Genomic DNA, 19,614 nt, shown 5'->3' on the forward strand with positions numbered 1-19,614 from the left:
CTGGTCAGGTCTCCCGAGTGCACGGCGGCGTCGTGCGCGAAGCTTCTCGACGTTACGGAGAGCCGGGCAGCTCGGTCGAGTACGTGACGCGTTCGAGGTGGTAGTAGTCGGCGACGCACCCCGCCGGCCAGGGATTACGCCCCTGGCGGCTGAACGGCTCCAGCATTCCGCTCACCGTGACCGGCTTGTACGGGAGCACCTCGGCACCCGCGGCAGCACGTTCCCGCAGCCATCGGTCCTGGTGGTCCCACCGCTGCGCGCGCGCCCGCATGTTGGTGTCGAGGTTGGCGAGCGAGACGGCCGGCCCGACGCACACCAGGACGCAGAGCGTGGCGCAGACCGCCTTGACAGGAACGGTGAGCCCACCGAGCCGGCGTGCGGCCTGCCCGAGGAGCAGACCCGCGCCGACGAGCAGTGCGATGTACAGCAACAGGTAGTCGTTCCAGAGCCGGTTGGCGGTCGCGACGCGCGCGCCGAAGGCCGGGTAGGTGATGACCGTACAGAGGTATCCGGAGACGAGCACCGCGAGTGTGCCGGTGGCGGCGAGCAGGGGCCAATGGGTGGGCGGGCGGGTCGGGCTTCCGTCGGCCCGGTCGGCGACCAGGCCCAGCAGCAGGCCCACGGCGACGGCTCCGACGTACTGCCAGGTCGTGGCGACCGTGACGATGATCTCTCCGAATCCTCGCAGCGACCCGATCAGCGAGTCGGGAGCGAGCAGGGCTGAGTTCTGCGCGCCGTACCGTTCGCGCCGGGCCCGCGAGCCCGGTGAGGCGAGCAGGACGAGGGCGCCGACGCCGGTCCCGGCGAGACCGGCCGCGCACCATGCCCAGGCGTAGGACCGGGCGTGAGCCGGGAAGACCCAGCGGCCGATCAGCATGACGGCCACGAGCACGACCCCTACGACGACGGTGGTCTCCTCCGACAGGGTGCCGATGAACAGACCCATGACGAGGGCGACGGCCAGAGCGAGAACCCTCCCTCCTCGGGAGCGCGCGCGCAGCAGCGGAATCAGCGCGGCGCAGGCGAGCACGGGAGGCACGGTGTGCGATACGGAGGCGGCGGGCCAGTAGAACGTCTTGTACGTGTTCGTCGTCACGAACAGGAAGAGCGCGGTGACCGTGGAGGCGATCAGGAGCGCAGTGCCACGGGGCGCCGTGACTCCCGCTCCGCGCAGCGCCGCCACGGTCACCGCCCACAGGATGCCCAGCATCAGTACGCCGCTTACCAGGGCGAACCACTGGTGTCCCGCGACTCCGAACTTCGCGTAGGCGCCGACCAGCAGACCGTTCGCGATCCGCCCGTTGTCGTCGAGGTAGAACTTGCCGACGATACCGGCGATGCCCTCGTCCCGTACGACCGGCAGGAAGCACCAGTCGTCGGCACTGGGGCGGACCCAGCGGCCGAACCATGACGCGGCGGCGAGCAGACCGAGGGGCGGGAGGGCGAGTGCGGTTACCCAGAGGCCGGTCCACGGGCGCGTGCTCGACTGCCGGGGCCGTTCGTCCGGCGGCACGCGCTCCCCGTCGGCCCCGCGCTCCCCGTCGGCCCCACTCTTCTCATCGGACCCGTACTTCTCGTTGGACCCGTGCTTCTCGTCCGGCTGTTCCGGCACGGCGGTTCCCGGGACGCTGCCAACCATGTGCGGAGGTGCCTTTCGTCGCCGGGGGACATTCGGGTCAGTGCCTCGGTGTCACGGACTGCCGTTCAGGGACCGTTCAGAGACTGTCGGACTTGATCATCGGAGGCTCGGAAGGGGTTTCGTCCGGCCGCCCGGGCGGTACGCCCGTGCGTCGCCGCCCCGAGGTGATCGCCCATCGGGCCAATAGGAAAGAGACAGGTGTGACGAGAACGCCCGCGACCAGGGCGGCGAGGTTCTTGTCCATGCCCAGTCCACTGACCGCGAGGTGGAGCAGGGCCCCGGATGCCACCAGGTTGATGACGCTCGACAGGGGGTAGCGCGCGAATCCGCGCCAGGTCGGTCTGGTCCCCACCGTGATGTAGGAGTTGAGCAGGAACGAGCCGATGACGCTGACCGTGAAGCCCACCGCGTGGGCGGCCAGGTAGGGCATCCATCGGTTCAGTACGTAGTAGACGGCGAGATACACCGCCGTGTTCACGAAGCCGATCAACACGAAGGAAGCGAACTGACGCATGGTGCGCGACCGGTCGGCCGCGAGCTCGCTGAGCTCACCGGGGGCGACGGGCTTCGGGGTGCCGGGCAGCACGGGGCACGATTCGCTCGTCTCCCGTACGACATATGGCGGCCGGTGTTTCGCCTCGTGGTAGATACGCCCCACGTATTCGCCGATGACGCCGAGCGTGACCAGCTGAATCCCGCTGAGCGCCACGACGGCGGTGAGCAGCGTGGCGTATCCGGGGGTGTCCGCGCCGTTCAACGCGACGTTGACGATCGTCCAGAGGGCATAGGCGAGCGCCGAGACGAAGACCCAGAATCCGGTGTAGATGGCGAGGCGCAGGGGCCGGTTGTTGAAGGACAGCAATCCGTCGATGCCGTAGTTCAGCAGTCTTCTGCTTCCCCATTTCGACTGGCCGGCCGCGCGTTCCCTGTTCCGGTAGCGGAAGCTGACCGTGTCGAATCCGATCCAGGAGAAGATTCCCTTGGAGAACCGGTTGCTCTCCGGCAGCGAGAGCACGCTGTCCACCGCCCGTCGGGAGAGCAGCCGGAAATCCCCGGAACCGTCGACGACCTCCACGTCCATGCAGCGGCGGACCAGTGCGTAGTAGGTGTGGCTGAGCGCGTTGCGCAGCACGCCGTCGCCCGTCCGGTCGCGCCGCGGAATCACCTGGTCGTAGCCGTGCCGGTGCAGCTCCAGCATCCGGGGAATGAGCTCGGGCGGGTGCTGGAGGTCTGCGTCCATCAGTACCACCGCCGCGCCCCGGGACATACGGAGCCCCGCGAGCATGGCGGCTTCCTTGCCGAAATTCCGGCTGAACGCGGTGTACCGGACGCGCTGGTCCAGAGCCGCGAGGCCGCCCAGCAGCAGGCGCGTTCCGTCGGTGCTGCCGTCGTCCACGTAACAGATTTCCAGCTCGTCACCCAGAGATTCGAGGGCGGCGAGCAACGCGGCGTGAAAGGTCTCGATCGCTTCGGCCTCGTTGTAACACGGCACCACCACCGATAGCTGAAGGGCAGTCATTCCATCGCTCCCCGGAATCAGCGGACCGCCTGTCCCTGGGTAACCGGTGACGACCCGGACCTGCGCATCGGAGCTGGGCGTCACTTTCCGACGCCCTCCACTCTGCGGGCTTCCGGCATTCCGCACATCTGCTCGGGACCCGAACGTGCGAAATGGTCCTTCATTTCATACGAACAGCGCACCGCGGGCCTCACAGTGAGCTGCGAAACGGACGATTGCGCCCGGACCGTCCGGGCGCGATCGTGCACGAGGTCGTCAATCGGCAGCGGGAAGCGGGGCGCGCGGCTGGGTGAGCTGCTGCCACAGGAAGGTGTGCACGAGCGCGTTGTTGTACGCGGACTGTTCGTTGTCGGTGGCGCCCGCGTGGCCGCCGCCGGTGTTCTCGTACAGCAGGACCTGGTGGCCGAGTTCGCGCAGTCGTGCGGCCGTCTTACGGGCGTGGCCGGGGTGGACGCGGTCGTCCCGGGTGGAGGTCATCAGGAGGAGCGGTGGGTAGGCCTGATCCGCGGTGAGGTGGTGGTACGGGGAGATCGTGCGGAGGTGGGAGTGGTCGGCCGCGTCGTCCGGGTCTCCGTACTCGGCGATCCAGGAGGCGCCTGCCAGGAGCTTGTGGAAGCGGAGCATGTCCAGCAGGGGTACCTGGGTGACGATCGCGCCGAAGAGGTGGGGGTAGCGGGTGAGCATCGCGCCCATGAGCAGGCCCCCGTTGCTTCCGCCCTCGGCCCCCAGCATGGCCGGGGTCGTGATGCCCCGCGCGACGAGATCCTCCGCGATGGCCGCGAAGTCCTCGAAGGCGCGCGGCCGTTCGGCGCCGAGCGCGGCCTGGTGCCAGGCCGGTCCGTACTCGCCGCCGCCCCGGATGTTGGCGATGACGTACGTGCCGCCCCGCTCCAGCCAGGCCCGGCCCGTCACCGCGCCGTAGTGGGGGGTGAGGGAGACCTCGAAGCCGCCGTAGCCGTAGAGCAGGGTGGGACCGGGACCGGTCGCGGTGCGGTCGGGGCCGATCACGAAGTACGGGACACGGGTGCCGTCCCGGGAGGTCGCGAAGGACTGCTCCACCGTCAGGCCCGACACGTCGAAGCGGGCCGGGACCTGCTTGAGGATCTCCGTGTCGGCGCCGATCTCCCCGCGGTAGAGGGTGGAGGGCTGAAGGAAACCGGACACGTCGAGGAAGAATTCGTCGGAGACGTCCGGGTCCGTGTCCACCACCGCCACGGCTGACAGCGCCGGAACGTCCGCGAGCGGCTTCCGCGCCCAGCCACCGCCGGAAGCGGGGGTGAGGACCTCGATGCGGGCGCTGACGTCCCGCATCGTCTCCAGGATCAGATGGTGACGGGTCCATGTGTGCCCGGCGAGAGCTGTCCGCTCGTCCGGAGTGAACAGGACCTCCGCCGTGCGGTCGCCCGCCAGGAAGGCGTCGAAGCCGAAGGCCAGCAGGGAGCCCGCGGGGTGTCCGAGCCAGTCGGACTTCAAGGTGACGATCAGATGCCGGCGATGGGCGTACGCACGGGCGTCGTCGGGAACGTCGATCCTCACGAGCGCGTCGTCGGGGGCCAGGAGGTAGGTCTCGCTGCGGAAGAAGTCCAGTGAGCGTGCCACGAAGTCGCGCTCGAAGCCGGGTGTGCTGTCGTGCCAGGCCCAGACGGAGACGTCTGCCGTCTCGGCCTCGAAGACCAGGTCGGCCTCCTCCAGCGGTGTGCCGCGCCGCCATCTGCGTACCGTACGGGGATAGCCGGAGTCGGTCAGTGAGTCCGGGCCGAGGTCCGCACCGACGAAGACGGTGTCGGCGTCGATCCAGCCGATCCGCGTCTTCGCCTCCCCCACCTGGAACCCGTCCTCGACGAACGCCCGGGTGGCGAGGTCGAACTCGCGGACCACGAAGGCGTCGCCGCCGTCGCGCGACAGGCACACCAGCGCCCGGTCGTAGGCGGGGTGGCGCACCCGGGCACCGGCCCATACCCACTTCTCGCCCTCCGTGGCGCGGAGCGCGTCGATGTCGAGCAGGACCTCCCACTCGGGAACGTCCTTGCGGTACTGCTCCGGTGTCGTACGCCGCCACACCCCATGTACGTGTTCGGCGTCCCGCCAGAAGTTGTAGAGGAACGCTCCACGACGGACGGGGTACGGGATGCGGTCCGAAGCGTCCAGCACCTCCCGCAGGCGGCCCTTCAGGGAGTCGAAACCCGCGTCTGCGGTCAGCGCGGCCTCCGTCTCGGCATTGCGCTCGGCCACCCAGTCGAGCGCGGCCTCGCTCTCGACGTCTTCCAGCCACAGGTACGGGTCGTCATCCATCACAACCGAATTGTGCAGGTCCAGGAGGAGGGGCGCGACCACATCGGCCGGTCCCGGAACGTACGGGCGTGGCCGGTGGTGAAGCGCGGCTTCCGCCCTGCGACCGACGATGACGGGAACAGGACATCCGGCCGACCCGGGCGAAGGGGAACGACTGGGGCATACCCGAGGCACCGGTGCCCTCAGCCGGGCCCGCCCGGCGCGGAGCGTCAGAGGTGGAACGGGCCGCTGCGGGCCCCGGCCCGGGGGCTGGACGTCCGCGTATCTGTGCGCCCGCTACCTCCTCTTCGGATCGGCACCGGGAGCGGGCCGCCCGGGCGCGGGTGACCGTCATCGCCGGGGTGGGGCGTCGGCGCGGCGCGACGACTGAACTGGAGAAACGGTATGCGTCGTTCCGCTCCGCTGCCGTACCGGCGGGGTTATCCCGGCGGACTCGTCACGGCCACCTGAGACACCATCAGCAAACTTCGGCAAGCGTTTGCAGTGCACTCCCCCACCCCGCCCGGTGCGCTCGTCCGGCCGGGCCACCGCCGTACCCGTCGGGCTCCGGGCCACATGAACGCGCGTAGACGGCCGAAAGGCGTCCTTGCAGCGACCCACCACCTGCACCCAGGATTCGTCTCGTCGAGATTGGCAGGTCCATGGCGGATATCCCCACCTGGACGTGCCGTTCCCGTCCCTACGGCCCGCCCACCCAGCGAGCCCCCCACTCCCACCGGAGGATGCAGTGAACCTCAAGCGTCTGTCCCCCCTCGGCGGCGTCGCGAACGGCGCACGGCTGATCGCCGTGGCCACCGCGCTCCTGGCTGCCGCAGCGCTTGCCGCACCCACCTCGTCCGCGGCCACCACCGACAGCCGGGCCACCAGCGCCCAGCTCGCCGTCGCCAGCGACGCCGTGCGCGGAGCCGACGTGGCCGGCACCGCCTGGTACACCGACCAGGCGACCGGAAGAATCGTCCTCACCGCCGACTCCACCGTCTCCGCCGCCGAGATAGCCAAGATCAAGAAGGCGGCCGGCGACCGCGCCAGCTCACTGGAGATCAAGCGGACCCCCGGCACGTTCAACAAGCTCATCGCTGGCGGCCAGGCGATCTACGCGGGCGGCGGGCGCTGCTCGCTCGGCTTCAACGTCCGTAGCGGCACCACGTACTACGTCCTGACGGCCGGTCACTGCACGAACATCGGCAGCACCTGGTACACCAACTCGGCCAACACCACGCTGCTCGGCACCCGTACGGGTTCCAGCTTCCCGACCAACGACTACGGCATCATCCGTCACTCCAACGCCTCGGCGGCGGACGGCCGTGTCTACCTGTACAACGGCACCTACCGCGACATCACCGGCGCGGGCAACGCCTCCGTGGGCCAGTCGGTCCAGCGCAGCGGCAGCACGACCGGCCTGCGCAGCGGTACGGTCACGGGTCTCAACGCGACCGTCAACTACGGCAACGGCGACATCGTCTACGGCATGATCCAGACCAACGTCTGCGCCGAGCCGGGCGACAGCGGCGGCTCGCTGTTCTCCGGCAGCACCGCTCTCGGCCTCACCTCGGGCGGCAGCGGCAACTGCTCCAGCGGTGGCACCACGTTCTTCCAGCCGGTGACCGAGGCGCTCAGCGCGTACGGCGTGAGCATCTTCTAGGTACCGCGGAACGAACGGCCCGTCGGACTCCCGGACGGGCGCACGGCAGTGACTTCACGGACACCGTGGGCCGACGATCCTCTCCGGATCGCCGGCCCACGGCCGTGCTCCGGGCCGTGCGGACGCCGGTCGGTCAGTCGCGCGGCAGCAGCGAGCCGAGCGGCCCGAGGTCGAGGTTGAGGTCCTCCGGTCGCACACCGTGCTGCTCGCAGAGTTCCTTCATACGTTCGTCGAGGAGCATGAGCGTCGTCCCGATCTCGTCGGCCTTCTCCTCGCTGAGGTCGCCCTGCTCGACACGGCGGATCGCCTGCCGTTCCATCAGCTGCCGCAGGAGTTCGACCACGGTCAGCACGAGGGTGACGAGGTCGCGCCCCATCTGCTCCCGGTCCAGATCCACTCGCGCGCTCGTCACAGGGGCCCTCCGTCCGACCAGGGCGCGGGAACGCGTTCGTTGACGGACGACAGGAGTGCGTGCAGCGACACCCGTACGAGAGGTACGTCCGCGATCGCGATGACCAGGTCCCCGCTGATGACCACCCCGGTGGCGAGGACACGGTCGAGGAGGTCGACGAGCGGCACTCCGATCGGGCCGCTGAGCGGCTCGGGGTTGTCCCAGGGCACCACGTGACCGGACACGGGCTACACCTCGCCGACGAAGGAGTACGGCACCCACGGGCCGGACAGTTCGATCTCGGCGCCCGTACGGCTCCGCAACACCTCTGTCAGGCGGGCCAGTTCATGTGCTCTGTCCTCAGCCACCAAGTAGGTGGCGTTGAGCACCTGCACGCGGTGATCCCCGGGCAGCTGGGCACTGTGGGTGCGCAGCCGCCGGAACTCCTTGGCGAGCAGCTGAAGCTCGGCGTCGACCGCTTCGGCGGTCCGGGCCGCCTCCTCCTGTCGCCGCTCGCGCCTCTCCTGAAGTCCCCGCTTGCGGTCCAGATAGGCCAGACCCGCTCCGGGGGCCGGACGCGTGCGTTCGGCGGGCGCCGAAGCGGGGGTGACTGAAGGAGCGGCGGAGGTGGGTGCCGTGGAGGTGGGAGCCGTGGAGGCCGGCGCCGTGGGGGCGTACACCTTCACGCCCCACTCGGAGTGGTGCGCGATACGCCGGAGGGCGGCCCCGAAACGCTCCGACTCCCGGGCCAGCGCCTCTCGCGCCCTCTCCTCACCGTGATAAAGCGTGGCCAGCGGCAGCGGGACCGTGGGGCACTGCCCAGCAACCGCGGTCACCACCGCGTGATGAGCGCGCGCATAGCGTTCGAGCTCGCGCTCGTCGGCCAGGCGCGCCTGCCAGGCTTCGTCGGTGAAGTCCGCGGCGCGTACGGACTGCACGACCGCCGTGAGCGGGCCGAAGGGCAGAGCGCGTACGGGCTGCTCGTGCGTGACGCCCGGCAGGCCGGCCACCGTTGCGGGATCGAGAGCGCGGCAGACGGCGAACACGTAGAGAGCGGTGGCTTCCGAAGCCTCGGGCCCGCGCTGGATCATGTGCTTCGTTTCTCCTTGGTCGTTGCGGGCGTCCCGGCCCCGTCAGCCTTGGACTCCAGTTCCTCGAGGCGTCTGCGCAGGTCTGCGTTCTCGTCCTTGAGCACGTCGCGGGCCGCACGCGAACTCAGCGCGGGGTCCGTCTCCCACCAGTCGATGCCGGCCTTCTTCGCCGTGTCCACGGACGCCACGAAGAGGCGGAGACGGATCGTGAGCAACTCGATGTCCAGCAGGTCGATCTTGATGTCACCGGCGATGACGATGCCCTTGTCGAGGACGCGTTCGAGGATGTCGGCGAGATTCGTGGTCTGCGGGCCGGGAACCGGGTGCGCTTCCTGCCGGAAGTCGATATCAGTCACGCCGACGCCCCCTGCCCTTCCGCTGCTTCCTGGAGCGGGGCTCGGGCTCCTCCTCTTCGTCCGGCTCCTCGTCCGGCTCTTCCTCTTCCTCTTCTTCTTCCTCTTCCTCTTCGGGCTCGCCTTCCTCTTCGTCCTCGCCCTCTTCGTCCTCGCCTTCCTCTTCGAGTTCCTCTTCGGGCTCCTCCTCTTCCTCTTCCTCCTCTTCGGGCTCCTCTTCCTCGCCTTCCTCCTCTTCCTCCTCGGCCCAGTCCTCGTCCCCTTCGTCCTCGTCGCCCTGCGACTCCTCGGACTCGGCCGCCTCTTCCTCTTCCATGGCCTCGTCGTGGGACTTGACGACCTCGCCGTCCCTGATCTCGCCGCGCCAGCCGTCGGCCTCTTCCTGGGCGAGGGTGACGTGCCGCTGGAAGTTCTTGAAGTCCAGGCGCATACGCCGCCCTTGGACGCGCCACAGGTTGCCCGTCTTCTCGAAGAAGCCGGAGGGGTAGTACTCGACGACGAGAACGATGCGCGTCAGGTTCGGCGTCAGTTCATGGAAGCTCACAGCGCCGCGCGTCGTTCCCTTGGCCCCTTCGGACGTCCACACGATGCGGTCGTCGGGCACCTGCTCCTGGACCGTCGCCTTGAAGCCGCGCGTCGAAGGGCCGATCTTGACCTTCCAGTCGCTCGTCATTTCGTCGCTCGTCGAGACGTCCTGGACACCCTTGGCGAAGGAGCTGAACTCCTCGTACTGGGTCCAGTGGTCATAGGCAAACCGCAGCGACACTCCCACATCGAGGACCTCGATGATGTTCATGAGCTTTCCGCCGCTCGACTTGCGTTTGCCCTTTCCGCCGCCGCCGCCGAAGGCTTCCTTGGCCTTGCCCACGACGTTGTCCTTGACGTCCTTGACCTTCTGGCCGACGAACGCCTTCAACGGGGACTCGCCTTGCAGGACGCGCGCGCCGACAGCGGGAAGCGACCCGCCGTTCTCGGCGACATCGCCGAGCTGACTGGTCACATCCGTCAGCTTGTCGCCCGCCTTGGACACCAGTCGCTCCGCCTGCGCGCCCAGGTAGCTGGTCAGCTCTCCGCGGAGTCGGTCAATGCCCGACTCCTCTTCCTCGCGGTCATCCGATTCCGTCTTGGCCATGGCCGCCTACCTCCTCCGGTCCGCGCGCTTGGACGCGGCTGTTCGCTTCGACGGCGCCTTCTTCGCAGCCGACTTCTTCGCAGCCGACTTCTTGGCCGGAGCGGTCTTCTTCGCGGCCGTCTTCTTCGCGGGGGCGGACTTCTTGGCCGCGGTCTTCTTCGCCGGGGACTTCTTCGCCGGGGTCGTCTTCTTGGCAGCCGACTTCTTGGCCGGAGCGGACTTCTTGGCCGCTGCCTTCTTCGCAGGTGCTGCCTTCTTCGCTGGTGCCGTCTTCTTGGCGGAGGCCGTCTTCTTGGCGGGAGCGGTCTTCTTCGCCGCCGCCTTCTTGGCCGGAGCGGCCTTCTTCGCGCGCGCACCGGACGGCTTACGGGAAGGGGCCCGGCTCTCGGTCGCACGTGCCGGGCGACGCCGGGGCTTCGCGGGCTCCTCGTCCTCCTCCGGCTCCTCGTCCTCTTCCGGCTCCTCGTCCTCCTCCGGCTCTTCGCCAGGTTCCTCGTCCTCCGGCTCCTCCTCGTCCTCCGGCTCCTCCTCTTCGTCCGGCTCTTCGTCCTCGTCCGGCTCTTCGTCCGGCTCTTCCTCTTCCTCTTCCTCGTCCTCCGGCTCTTCCTCCTCGTCCTCGTATTCCTCCTCGTCCTCCGCGCCTTCGCCCTCGGGCGCGTCCTCGTCCTCGTACTCCTCGTCCTCGTACTCGCCCTCGTCCTCGTCGCCTTCCGACTTCGACTCACCGAGCCGGGCCGTGCGTTCGCCGATGACATCGGCGAGCGAGTTCAGGCTGCGATTGGCAGCGGCCGTCATCGCCTCCCGGCCCGCATCGAGAACTTCACCCTTCAACTGATCCTGCAGAGCAGCGAACTGCGGCATCTCACCGAGCCTGCGCATCCCCTCGGCCGCGAGCTGTCGCGGTTCGAGCCCGAACCGTCTGCCGGCGAGATAGGTCGCGACGGTGATCGCCATACGACCCTTCTTCGTACGGCCGAGCACATAGCCGCCCACCACCGCAGCCGCGAGTGTCACCTTGGTCGTGTCTTCCATAGCCGAGTCACCTTCGTTCGTGCGGTGCAGGGCCGACCCGTGCCGTGTGCAGCCGGTCGAGCAACCGCTCCTCTTCCCGCTCGAATTCCTCCAGGTCGATGTTTCCGTCTTCAAGCTCTTGGTTGAGCGCGGCGAGCTGAGCACGGATGACCCCGGGGTCATGCAATTCGCGCTCGGCCGCGTCGTTGACCTTCTCCGCCACCCAGATCACGCCGCGTACCGGCGCCAGCGGCAGGGTGAGGAGCCCGGTGATCAGCCCCATGTCACACACCCGCCGTCGTAGCGGTCGCGGAGTCGGAGCCGACGAAGCTGTAGCAGGGCAGCGGGCCCGCCAGCCGCAGTTCGGCGTGCTCGCGGTACTTGTCGGCGAGCACGAGCGCCTTGGCACGGAAGGCGTCGCTGTCGCTCCGGTCGAGGAGGAAGGACACGTTGAGCACGCAGCCCTGCACCTCCGGCCCCGCGGAAGCAGATCGCGCCAGGGGGGTGAGTGCGCGAAGTGCCTTTCTGCCCGCTTCGGCCGCCCGGCGGGACAGGGCCGCCGCCACGGCTTCACCCAGGCGCACGCTGGCGTCGTAGGCAGGGCGGCGTCGCACTTCCTCGCGCAGCCGCCTGACGTTCCCGTCCTCGGCCACCAGCGCAGCGAGGGAGCCCTGGGCCGGGAACGCCTTGAGGTTGACCTCGACCCGGCCGTCCAGCTGAGCGAGGGTCGCGAGGTGCGCGGCTTCGGCGCGGCCCAGTTGCGCCCTGATGGTCTCCTCGTCCGGCGCGACCATGCCGAAGCGCATCGGCAGCACCGGGCCGTCGTCGGTGAGGCGCAGCAGCAGGTCCTGGTGCGCCAGGAGATCACGTCGTCGCGCACGCAACTGGGCGGGAGCCTCACTGACCACGGCGGCGACCGCACCGTGTCCGACGGTCCGTACGGCCACGGACGGACCACCCACCCCGCCGACGTCATCGGGCAGCGCTCTGTCGGCATGGATGATCGCGTAGACGTACACACCGTTGGCTGTCACCGGTCACGCCTCCACACGTCGGCGGCGGCTCGCTCCACTGCTGCTGCTGCTGCGAGCGGGAGCACGCCGCTTCTTGGGCCGCTCCTCACGCTCCTCTTCGTCCTCATCGGGCTCGTCGGAGTCCTCCCTGGCGCCGACCGCCTTGCGCACGGTGTCGCCGACCGAATCAGCGGCCCTGCGCACCTTGCGCTTGCCGATGGACTTGGCCGCACTGCCGCTCAGGAGTTCGGGCACGGTCGTGCTGCCCGAGTCACGCTCCAGGTCGAGCCGGTTACATGCCTCGGCGAACCGCAGATACGTGTCCACGCTCGCCACCACGATGCGGGCGTCGATCTTGAGGATCTCGATGCCGACCAGAGACACACGAACGAAGACGTCGATCACCATTCCCCGGTCGAGGATGAGCTCGAGTACGTCGTACAGCGTGCCCGCGCGCGGCGGGCATGGTGCCACTTCGTCCGAATAGGTCGTCGTGGTCATGAGGCGTCCTTCCAGCTGTCGGGCACGCAGGAATCACTCGTCGGCGGCGCCCCGCCGGTAACGGCGGACCCTGCGGTACTCCATGAGTTCGCCGTCCTCGTCGAGTTGCACTTCGTAGGAGGCGAGAAGGCTTGTGGTGTCCGGGATACGCGGCACTTCCAGCACATCGACGACGACGCACCAGCCGTCATCGCTGCGCCGCACGGCTGACACGCCTTCCGTGGGGTGGCCGAGCAAGCCGTCAAGGCTCTCGCAGGCGGCCTGAGCGGCCTGCACGGGCCCGCGCACGGATGAGGCGCGTCGGGAGTGGGTCGCTGTCGAAGTCTGCGTACCGCGCTTGCGACGTTGCTCTGCCATGAATCCAGTCTGATGAACGCAGCGCGGCTCGCATCTTGAGATGGTCCATCGGCGGTGGCGGCCAGTGCGCGTGGCCACGGACTTCACGCCGGTGTGGACGGCCCCTTCGGGGTCATTCCCCGTTGCGACGCCGGTTGTTGCTGTGCAGCCGCAGCGATTCGGCCGTGCGCGTGATGTCCGCGACCTGAGCCGCGAGGCCGGGGTGTCCGGGGCCCAGGTGGCTCTGGGTGTCACTGAGCGGGGCGACCAGCAGCGCCGCGTCGTTCTGGGCCAATGCGTGGGTGAGTCGCGTGAGGGGGGCCCGTGCCGGGGCGGGCAGGTCGGTCAGCGCGGTGATCTGGCCCGCGAGCCGGCGCAGGCCCGCCGCGTTCTCGCGGGCCCAGGCGGCGACGCTGCGGTGGGCCGCCCGGTGGTCCCGTGTGGCCTGTACGCGCTGCTCACCCGTACTGCCCAACGCGCCTGGGCGCAGGCGCAGATACCGGCGCTCCGCCGCCTGGCGGCTCGTGACGCCGAGGGGTCCGGCGAGCTCGGCCCAGCTCGCTCCGCCGGCGCGGGCCTCCTCGATGAGGGCGGGCTCCCAGGCGGCCAGCCGCTGCCTGATCTCGCGGAGCAGGAGCAGCGCCGCCAGAGACTTCTCAGCGTTCGGGGCGGACGCGGCGCCGGTGGGCCGCTGCCCCGCATCCCGGGACTGAGCGTCGGCCACCGCCGCCTCTATGACGCTCAGGGCGTCCATCGCCGCCAGGGCCGTGGAGGCCCCCGACGCGGGCTCGGTCCGTGCCGGATCCCGCATGCGCGGACCCCCTTCCGAGCCGTCATCGATCAGGCGACATCATGTTTGTCATCGCTTCGACGACATGTTACAACGGAGGGAGGTATCACGGCTGGCATCAGCCGTGCGGCGGGGGCGGGCACGTTCTCCCCTCCCATGGTCCGCTCTCCGCCTCCTTCCCTCGACCCGCAGGGAGGTCGAAAGGTGACTCACATGAGCTGGCCGGCGTTCATGGACGCCGTCCGGGAGCGCGGCAGCTACCGCTCGCCGCACGAGGCGGAACGGGCGGCGCGCACCGTCCTCGCGCTGCTCGGCGCCCATCTGGTGGGCGAGGAGCGTGCCGAACTGGCCGCGCGACTGCCCGACACGTTCGCTCTGATCCTCCTGAACCCTCTGCAGGCGGCCGAACCGCTCTCCCCCGAACGATTCGTCCGCGCCACGGCGGCGTGGATCGAGGGAGCGACCGAACAGACCGCCCTCTGGGACGTCGGCGCGGTCCTGAGCGTCGCGGCCGATGCCGCCGGCGAGGACCTCACACGGCGCCTACTGCTGCAGCTGCCCCCTGGGTACGACCTGCTCTTCGGGCACCCCGACCCACCCGCAGCGCCCACGGGTGACGACGCGTAGACGTGGGGGCCGACGATCCGCGCTTCGCCGGCCCCTCCGCGACACACTGAGCGAAGGCCCGGACCGAACCGGGCCCGCGGTGGCTACTGCCCTGGCCGGCCGGCCGACCCCGAATCCCGGCGGTGGCCTGGCAGCATCTCCTGCATCTTCGCCTTGATCCCCTGGCGCAGGACGGCTCCACGGTCGCTGTCGCCCTTGAGGACCGAGAGCGCCGCCGCCTCGATCTGGTCCAGGTCGGCGTGCGGCGGGATCGGAGGCACGGCCGGGTCGGTCCGGAAGTCGATGACGAACGGCCGGTCGGCGGCCAGGGCCCGCTGCCACGCGGCCTCGACCTCGTCCGGCTTCTCCACACGTACCCCGTCCAGGCCGACGGAGCGGGCGAAGTCCGCGTAGCGCACGTCGGGGAGAGCCTGCGAGGGCAGGAACTGCGGTGCGCCGGACATGGCGCGCATCTCCCAGGTGACCTGGTTGAGGTCCCCGTTGTTGAGGACCGCGACGATCAGCCGGGGGTCCTCCCACTCCTGCCAGTACTTGGCGGCGGTGATGAGTTCCGCCATGCCGTTCATCTGCATCGCCCCGTCTCCGACGAGGGCGATGGCAGGCCGGCCCGGGTGGGCGAACTTGGCGCCGATCGCGTACGGCACTCCCGGTCCCATCGTGGCGAGCGTGCCGGAGAGCGAGCCGCGCATCGTGCCGCGCATCCGCAGATGGCGGGCGTACCAGTTGGCGGCGGACCCCGAGTCGGCGGCGATCATGGCGTCGAGCGGCAGCAGGTCGTCGAGGGCGTGCACGACGTATTCCGGGTTGACGGGGTCCGCTTCCACCTCCGCCCGCCGCTGCATGACCTCCCACCACCGGGCGACGTCCTTCTCGATCTGCTTGCGCCAGGCGCCGTGCTTCTTGCGCTTCAGTTGGGGCAGCAGGGCAGCCAGGGTCGCGCGGGCGTCACCGACCAGGTTGACCTCGAAGGGGTAGCGCAGCCCGATCATGAACGGATCGATGTCGATCTGTACGGCGCGCGCCTGGTCGAACTCCGGCAGGAACTGGGAGTACGGGAAGCTGGAGCCGATGACCAACAGGGTGTCGCAGCCCTGCATCAGGTCGTACGAGGGGCGGGTGCCGAGCAGGCCGATGGAGCCGGTCACGTACGGCAGGTCGTCCGGGAGCGCGTCCTTGCCGAGCAGCGCCTTGGCGACGCCGGCGCCCAGGAGTTCCGCGACCACCTCGACCTCGGCGCGCGCACCCCGCGCTCCCTGCCCGATCAGGATCGCGACCTTCTCGCCCGCGTTCAGCACCTCGGCGGCACGCGTGATGTCCTCCTGGGCGGGGACGGGCGCGAAGGTGCTCGAACCGAGGCTGGAGGGCACCATCTTGAACGCGTGGGTCGGCGGCGAGTAGTCCAGCTCCTGTACGTCCGCGGGGATGATCACCGCGGTGACCGTCCGCTTGGCGTACGCGGTGCGCATGGCCCGGTCGATCACGTTCGGCAGCTGCTCGGGGACGGTCACCATCTCGCAGAAGTCGGAGGCGACGTCCTTGTAGAGGCTGAGCAGGTCGACCTCCTGCTGGTAGGAGCCGCCCATGGCACTGCGGTTGGTCTGTCCCACGATCGCGACGACGGGGACGTGGTCGAGCTTCGCGTCGTAGAGGCCGTTCAGCAGATGGATGGCTCCCGGGCCGGAAGTGGCCGCGCAGACCCCGACCCTGCCGGAGAACTTGGCGTAACCGACGGCCTCGAAGGCCGCCATCTCCTCGTGGCGTGCCTGGACGAACTTGGGGTCGTTGTCCGCCCGTCCCCATGCCGCGAGAAGGCCGTTGATGCCGTCACCGGCGTAGGCGAAGACGTGCTCGACGTCCCATTCGCGCAGGCGTTGGAGGACGTAGTCGGAAACCTTGGTCGCCATGGTTCTGCTCCCTATGAGTAGGGCTGTACGCGGAGATCGGTTGACGCCGCGGCCTTCCGGGCCAGGTGTCTCTGCCGCTGGGCCCGGTCCTCGACCATCCGGCGGAAGCCGACGAGCGCGGCGCGTTCACGGGGGTGCACATTGCCGCCGGGGAGATCGGCCAGGGCTTCCATCACCTGCTGCGGCTGCGACTGCCAGCCGCCGACGACGACCCTGAGGCCACGGCACTCGGCCCGCCTGTGCAGGGCGAGGAAGAGCAACAGACCGGCCGAGTCCATGAACGGAACCCCGTACATGTCGAAGACCACCACCGAGGTGCCTGGCGGCACACTGTCCAGGGCGCGCGCGAGAGACGCCTCGGCGGCGGCATCCAGGTCACCCTCGGCGCTGATCAGAACCGAACTGCCTGTCTGCTGAAATGCTGTTCCGAAAGTGACTGTCACACCGATGTCCTCCATCTGCCGAGGTGCGTTCCGTTCGCCATCGGCCCAGATCAGCCACAGAGAATGCCGTACGCGAAGGGGCGCGCCGCCGAGGCGCGCCGACCGGCGGCCGGCGCGGGCCGCCGTCGCCCTTCGCGCGGGCTCTGGCCGCCGTGACCCAGTACGGCGACGCCCCCACGGGCGGGGACGTACGGGGAAGAGCTCATATGTTCTTCGGCCTCCGTACGTCCCGCGCCGCCGGGTCAGGCGAGAGTCGGCCGGTCCCAGTACCTGTGCTTGCCGACCGCCGCCGCGAAGGCCGTGCTGAAGCCGTTGTCGCCTGCCGAGGCCGTGACCACACCGTGGTCGTCGCCCTCCGGGCCGGTCACGGCAGCGGGCAGCAAGTCCGCGAGGGCGGAGGTCGCTCCCCCGTATCCGCCGATGGGCTTGCCGTGGCGGTAGGAGTTACGGACGAACCTGCGGACCGGGTCGTCGGAGAACTGCGCCCCGTCCGGCAGGATGACGGCGTCGTAGAGCACGGCGGCCACGGTGGGCAGCGCGCGGTCGACGGCGAGCGTGCCGCCTCCGGCGGTGCGGACCGTGCCGTCCTGGGGAGCCAGCAGTTCGACGATGGCGCCGTCCGCGGTGAGCGCCTCCTTGACCGCCGTGACCTGTGCGTCGTCCACGCCGTCGGTGACCAACACGGCGATCTGGCGGGTGGCGATCGAACCGTCGCCCTTGTTGTTCTCCATGCTCAGCGCCGGGGAGGGCTCGGGGGTGGGGGTCTGCGACCCCTCGGGCGCGTGCACACCGACGCCTTGCGCGACGGCCTTCGCCAGGTCGGCCGAGACGAGGGCCAGCTGCTCGACCGTCCGGGCGCGTACGTCCTTCGCCGAGACCTTGCCGAGCTCGAAGCGGAACGCGTCGATGATGTGCTGCTGCTCCCAGTCCGTCATGCTGCGCCAGAACAGTGCGGCCTGGAGGTAGTGGTTGTCGAAGCTCGGGCTGCGGCGCCGGATCGTCCGGCCGTCGACCTGCTCGGTGAGATGCCGGTACGCTCCCGCCTCGGTCGAGGCGAGGACCGGGCAGCCCGCGCCGAGCGAGTTCGGCGTGTAGTTGGTCCCGGTGTGGATCTGCTCCTGGTGGAAGCCGTCGCGCTGGTTGTTGCGCACCTCGACGACGGGCCGGTTCACCGGGATATGGGCGAAGTTCGGGCCGCCCAGCCTGAGGAGCTGGGTGTCCAGGTAGGAGAAGTTCCTAGCCTGGAGCAGCGGGTCGTTGGTGAAGTCGATGCCGGGCACCACGTTGGCGGTGTGGAAGGCCACCTGTTCCGTTTCCGCGAAGAAGTTGTCCGGGTTGCGGTTGAGGACCATCCGGCCGATGGGGCGGACCGGGACCAGTTCCTCGGGCACGATCTTCGTGGCGTCGAGCAGGTCGAAGTCGAACGAGTGCTCGTCCTCTTCCGGGATGAGCTGCACGCCCAGTTCCCATTCCGGGTACACACCGGCCTCGATGGTGTCCCACAGATCGCGCCGGTTGAAGTCCGGGTCGCGGCCCTGGATCTCCTGTGCCTCGTCCCAGACGAGCGAGTGGACGCCCAGCTTGGGCTTCCAGTGGAACTTCACGAAGGTTCCGCGCCCGTCCGCCGTCACGAAGCGGAACGTGTGGACTCCGAAGCCCTGCATCATCCGGTAGCTGCGCGGGATCGCCCGGTCCGACATCAGCCACATGATCGTGTGCAGAGTCTCGGGCTGGAGGGAGACGAAGTCCCAGAGCGTGTCGTGCGCGGACGCCCCGGTGGGGATCTCGTTGTGCGGTTCGGGCTTCACCGCGTGCACGAAGTCCGGGAACTTGATGCCGTCCTGGATGAAGAAGACCGGGAAGTTGTTCCCCACCAGGTCGTAGTTGCCTTCGGATGTGTAGAACTTCGTGGCGAACCCACGTACGTCTCGGACCGTGTCGGCCGAGCCGCGCGGGCCCTGCACCGTGGAGAACCGCACGAAGACGGGGGTACGTACGGACGGGTCCTGCAGGAAGGCGGCCCGGGTGAACTCGGCGCAGGATTCGTACGGTTGGAAGAAGCCGTAGGCCCCAGCACCGCGAGCGTGAACCACGCGCTCGGGAATCCGCTCGTGGTCGAACCGGGTGATCTTCTCCCGGAAGTGGAAGTCCTCCAGCAGTGTGGGACCACGGTCCCCGACCGTCAGCGAGTCGTCCGTGTGCTCGACGGCCACACCCTGGTCGGTGGTGAGCGGCCCGTCCGCCGGGTCGGGCGCACGGACGCTGTCCAGCTGCTTCTTCTTCTCGTCAGTCATTCAGCTCTCCTGGTGGCGGTTCGTATGCCTCGGCTGCCTCGGCACGGGCCGCGCGCTCGGCGCGCCGCCCTGCTGGGTATCCGGCTCGGGGCGTGGCAAACACCGGGTCATCCGGATGGGCTCACGTGGGCTCGCGCCGGCCCGGTGGGACGGCCCTGTTCCGGTCCCGTGGGAGTCGTACGGGTTCAGTCGTTCGGAATTCAGTCGTCAGCGGTTCAGTCGTATGCGTGCAATGGCTCGGGGGCGTGCGTCGGGTCAATGGCCGGGGGTGCCTCGGGTCGCTCTCGCTTCCGATTCCACCCGCCGGGCAGCGACGTCCAGACGCCGTCCCTCTTCCCTGCGGCGTTCGTCGTCCAGTGCGGCGCCCTCCGCCTTGAGCTTGGCGGCTTTCGCTTTCCGGGCCATGGCCCGGACGAGGTCCGCGTGCCTTCCCATGTCTCTCCCTCGGCCTGTGCCGTGTCACGTATCGGCGCCGGGTGCCTTCCTCTGCGCGACCGGGTTCCCCCGATGCGCGGCTTCAATCGGGATACGTGGCTCACGGGGCGGCCACGTTTGTACCGGGCTGTCTGGGTACCCCGTACAACAGGCCGCCGACGTACGCGGCGGCGGAGGCGCTGACGGTTGGGAAGACAGCCT

The 19,614-nt window shown here is 69.3% G+C and carries 20 protein-coding genes; 2 read left to right on the forward strand and 18 right to left on the reverse strand.

Annotated features, from left to right (window positions below; genetic code table 11):
• Window positions 1-52: 52 nt before the first annotated feature.
• The 3 genes from AC07FA_RS06260 to AC07FA_RS06270 form a co-directional block, all read right to left on the reverse strand.
• Complete coding sequence (locus AC07FA_RS06260) at window positions 53-1,639, reverse strand: DUF6056 family protein (RefSeq protein ID WP_479073534.1); 1,587 nt, start codon at window positions 1,637-1,639, stop codon at window positions 53-55.
• Between the two features lie 76 nt (window positions 1,640-1,715).
• A complete protein-coding gene (locus tag AC07FA_RS06265; protein WP_479073535.1) occupies window positions 1,716-3,158 on the reverse strand; it encodes a glycosyltransferase in 1,443 nt (480 codons plus the stop codon).
• A 255-nt stretch (window positions 3,159-3,413) separates the two neighbouring features.
• The gene (locus AC07FA_RS06270) at window positions 3,414-5,450 is read right to left on the reverse strand and encodes a prolyl oligopeptidase family serine peptidase (RefSeq protein WP_479073536.1); all 2,037 of its coding nucleotides are present in this window, start codon (window positions 5,448-5,450) and stop codon (window positions 3,414-3,416) included.
• Between the two features lie 727 nt (window positions 5,451-6,177).
• Between AC07FA_RS06270 and AC07FA_RS06275 the strand changes: the two genes are divergently transcribed.
• On the forward strand, window positions 6,178-7,092 hold the full coding sequence (locus AC07FA_RS06275; protein WP_479073537.1) for a S1 family peptidase: 915 nt from the start codon (window positions 6,178-6,180) through the stop codon (window positions 7,090-7,092).
• A gap of 133 nt (window positions 7,093-7,225) precedes the next feature.
• Here the strand turns inward: AC07FA_RS06275 and AC07FA_RS06280 are convergent, their stop codons facing one another.
• The 11 genes from AC07FA_RS06280 to AC07FA_RS06330 all read right to left on the reverse strand — a co-directional run bounded on the left by AC07FA_RS06280 (window position 7,226) and on the right by AC07FA_RS06330 (window position 13,731).
• Window positions 7,226-7,504, reverse strand: coding sequence for a gas vesicle protein K (locus tag AC07FA_RS06280; RefSeq protein ID WP_479073538.1), 279 nt, complete (start codon window positions 7,502-7,504; stop codon window positions 7,226-7,228).
• On the reverse strand, window positions 7,501-7,728 hold the full coding sequence (locus AC07FA_RS06285) for a gas vesicle protein (RefSeq protein ID WP_479073539.1): 228 nt from the start codon (window positions 7,726-7,728) through the stop codon (window positions 7,501-7,503). The genes AC07FA_RS06280 and AC07FA_RS06285 overlap by 4 nt, the downstream gene beginning before the upstream one ends.
• Window positions 7,729-7,731: 3 nt before the next feature.
• A complete protein-coding gene (locus tag AC07FA_RS06290) occupies window positions 7,732-8,574 on the reverse strand; it encodes a GvpL/GvpF family gas vesicle protein (protein ID WP_479073540.1) in 843 nt (280 codons plus the stop codon).
• A complete protein-coding gene (locus AC07FA_RS06295; RefSeq protein WP_479073541.1) occupies window positions 8,571-8,930 on the reverse strand; it encodes a gas vesicle protein in 360 nt (119 codons plus the stop codon). The genes AC07FA_RS06290 and AC07FA_RS06295 overlap by 4 nt, the downstream gene beginning before the upstream one ends.
• Window positions 8,923-10,059 (reverse strand): SRPBCC family protein, encoded by a 1,137-nt coding sequence (locus AC07FA_RS06300; RefSeq protein WP_479073542.1) that lies wholly within the window; start codon window positions 10,057-10,059, stop codon window positions 8,923-8,925. Before AC07FA_RS06300 ends, AC07FA_RS06295 begins: the two co-directional genes overlap by 8 nt.
• 6 nt (window positions 10,060-10,065) lie before the next feature.
• Window positions 10,066-11,091, reverse strand: a complete 1,026-nt coding sequence (locus AC07FA_RS06305; protein WP_479073543.1) for a histone protein — start codon at window positions 11,089-11,091, stop codon at window positions 10,066-10,068.
• Between the two features lie 7 nt (window positions 11,092-11,098).
• On the reverse strand, window positions 11,099-11,353 hold the full coding sequence (locus AC07FA_RS06310) for a gas vesicle protein GvpG (RefSeq protein ID WP_479073544.1): 255 nt from the start codon (window positions 11,351-11,353) through the stop codon (window positions 11,099-11,101).
• A gap of 1 nt (window position 11,354) precedes the next feature.
• The gene (locus AC07FA_RS06315) at window positions 11,355-12,104 is read right to left on the reverse strand and encodes a GvpL/GvpF family gas vesicle protein (RefSeq protein ID WP_479073545.1); all 750 of its coding nucleotides are present in this window, start codon (window positions 12,102-12,104) and stop codon (window positions 11,355-11,357) included.
• A 3-nt stretch (window positions 12,105-12,107) separates the two neighbouring features.
• Window positions 12,108-12,584 (reverse strand): gas vesicle protein GvpJ, encoded by a 477-nt coding sequence (gene gvpJ / locus AC07FA_RS06320; protein ID WP_479073546.1) that lies wholly within the window; start codon window positions 12,582-12,584, stop codon window positions 12,108-12,110.
• A 33-nt stretch (window positions 12,585-12,617) separates the two neighbouring features.
• Entirely contained in the window at window positions 12,618-12,941 is a 324-nt protein-coding gene (locus AC07FA_RS06325) for a gas vesicle protein GvpO (RefSeq protein WP_479073547.1), read from the reverse strand.
• A 112-nt stretch (window positions 12,942-13,053) separates the two neighbouring features.
• Window positions 13,054-13,731 carry a hypothetical protein gene (locus tag AC07FA_RS06330; RefSeq protein ID WP_479073548.1) on the reverse strand — a complete coding sequence of 226 codons (678 nt, stop codon included), beginning with the start codon at window positions 13,729-13,731 and terminating at the stop codon, window positions 13,054-13,056.
• 192 nt (window positions 13,732-13,923) lie between these two features.
• Here AC07FA_RS06330 and AC07FA_RS06335 point away from each other — a divergent pair, with 192 nt between their 5' ends.
• Window positions 13,924-14,337, forward strand: coding sequence for a DUF2267 domain-containing protein (locus tag AC07FA_RS06335; protein WP_479073549.1), 414 nt, complete (start codon window positions 13,924-13,926; stop codon window positions 14,335-14,337).
• Window positions 14,338-14,420: 83 nt separating this feature from the next.
• Here the strand turns inward: AC07FA_RS06335 and AC07FA_RS06340 are convergent, their stop codons facing one another.
• The 4 genes from AC07FA_RS06340 to AC07FA_RS06355 form a co-directional block, all read right to left on the reverse strand.
• Complete coding sequence (locus AC07FA_RS06340; RefSeq protein ID WP_479073550.1) at window positions 14,421-16,241, reverse strand: thiamine pyrophosphate-requiring protein; 1,821 nt, start codon at window positions 16,239-16,241, stop codon at window positions 14,421-14,423.
• Between the two features lie 11 nt (window positions 16,242-16,252).
• Window positions 16,253-16,684 carry an STAS domain-containing protein gene (locus tag AC07FA_RS06345; RefSeq protein WP_479073551.1) on the reverse strand — a complete coding sequence of 144 codons (432 nt, stop codon included), beginning with the start codon at window positions 16,682-16,684 and terminating at the stop codon, window positions 16,253-16,255.
• Between the two features lie 242 nt (window positions 16,685-16,926).
• Window positions 16,927-18,978, reverse strand: a complete 2,052-nt coding sequence (locus AC07FA_RS06350; protein WP_479073552.1) for a catalase — start codon at window positions 18,976-18,978, stop codon at window positions 16,927-16,929.
• A gap of 255 nt (window positions 18,979-19,233) precedes the next feature.
• On the reverse strand, window positions 19,234-19,413 hold the full coding sequence (locus AC07FA_RS06355; RefSeq protein ID WP_479073553.1) for a hypothetical protein: 180 nt from the start codon (window positions 19,411-19,413) through the stop codon (window positions 19,234-19,236).
• Between the last annotated feature and the right edge of the window lie 201 nt (window positions 19,414-19,614).

The sequence above is a fragment of the Streptomyces sp. NPDC045968 genome (assembly GCF_056430475.1).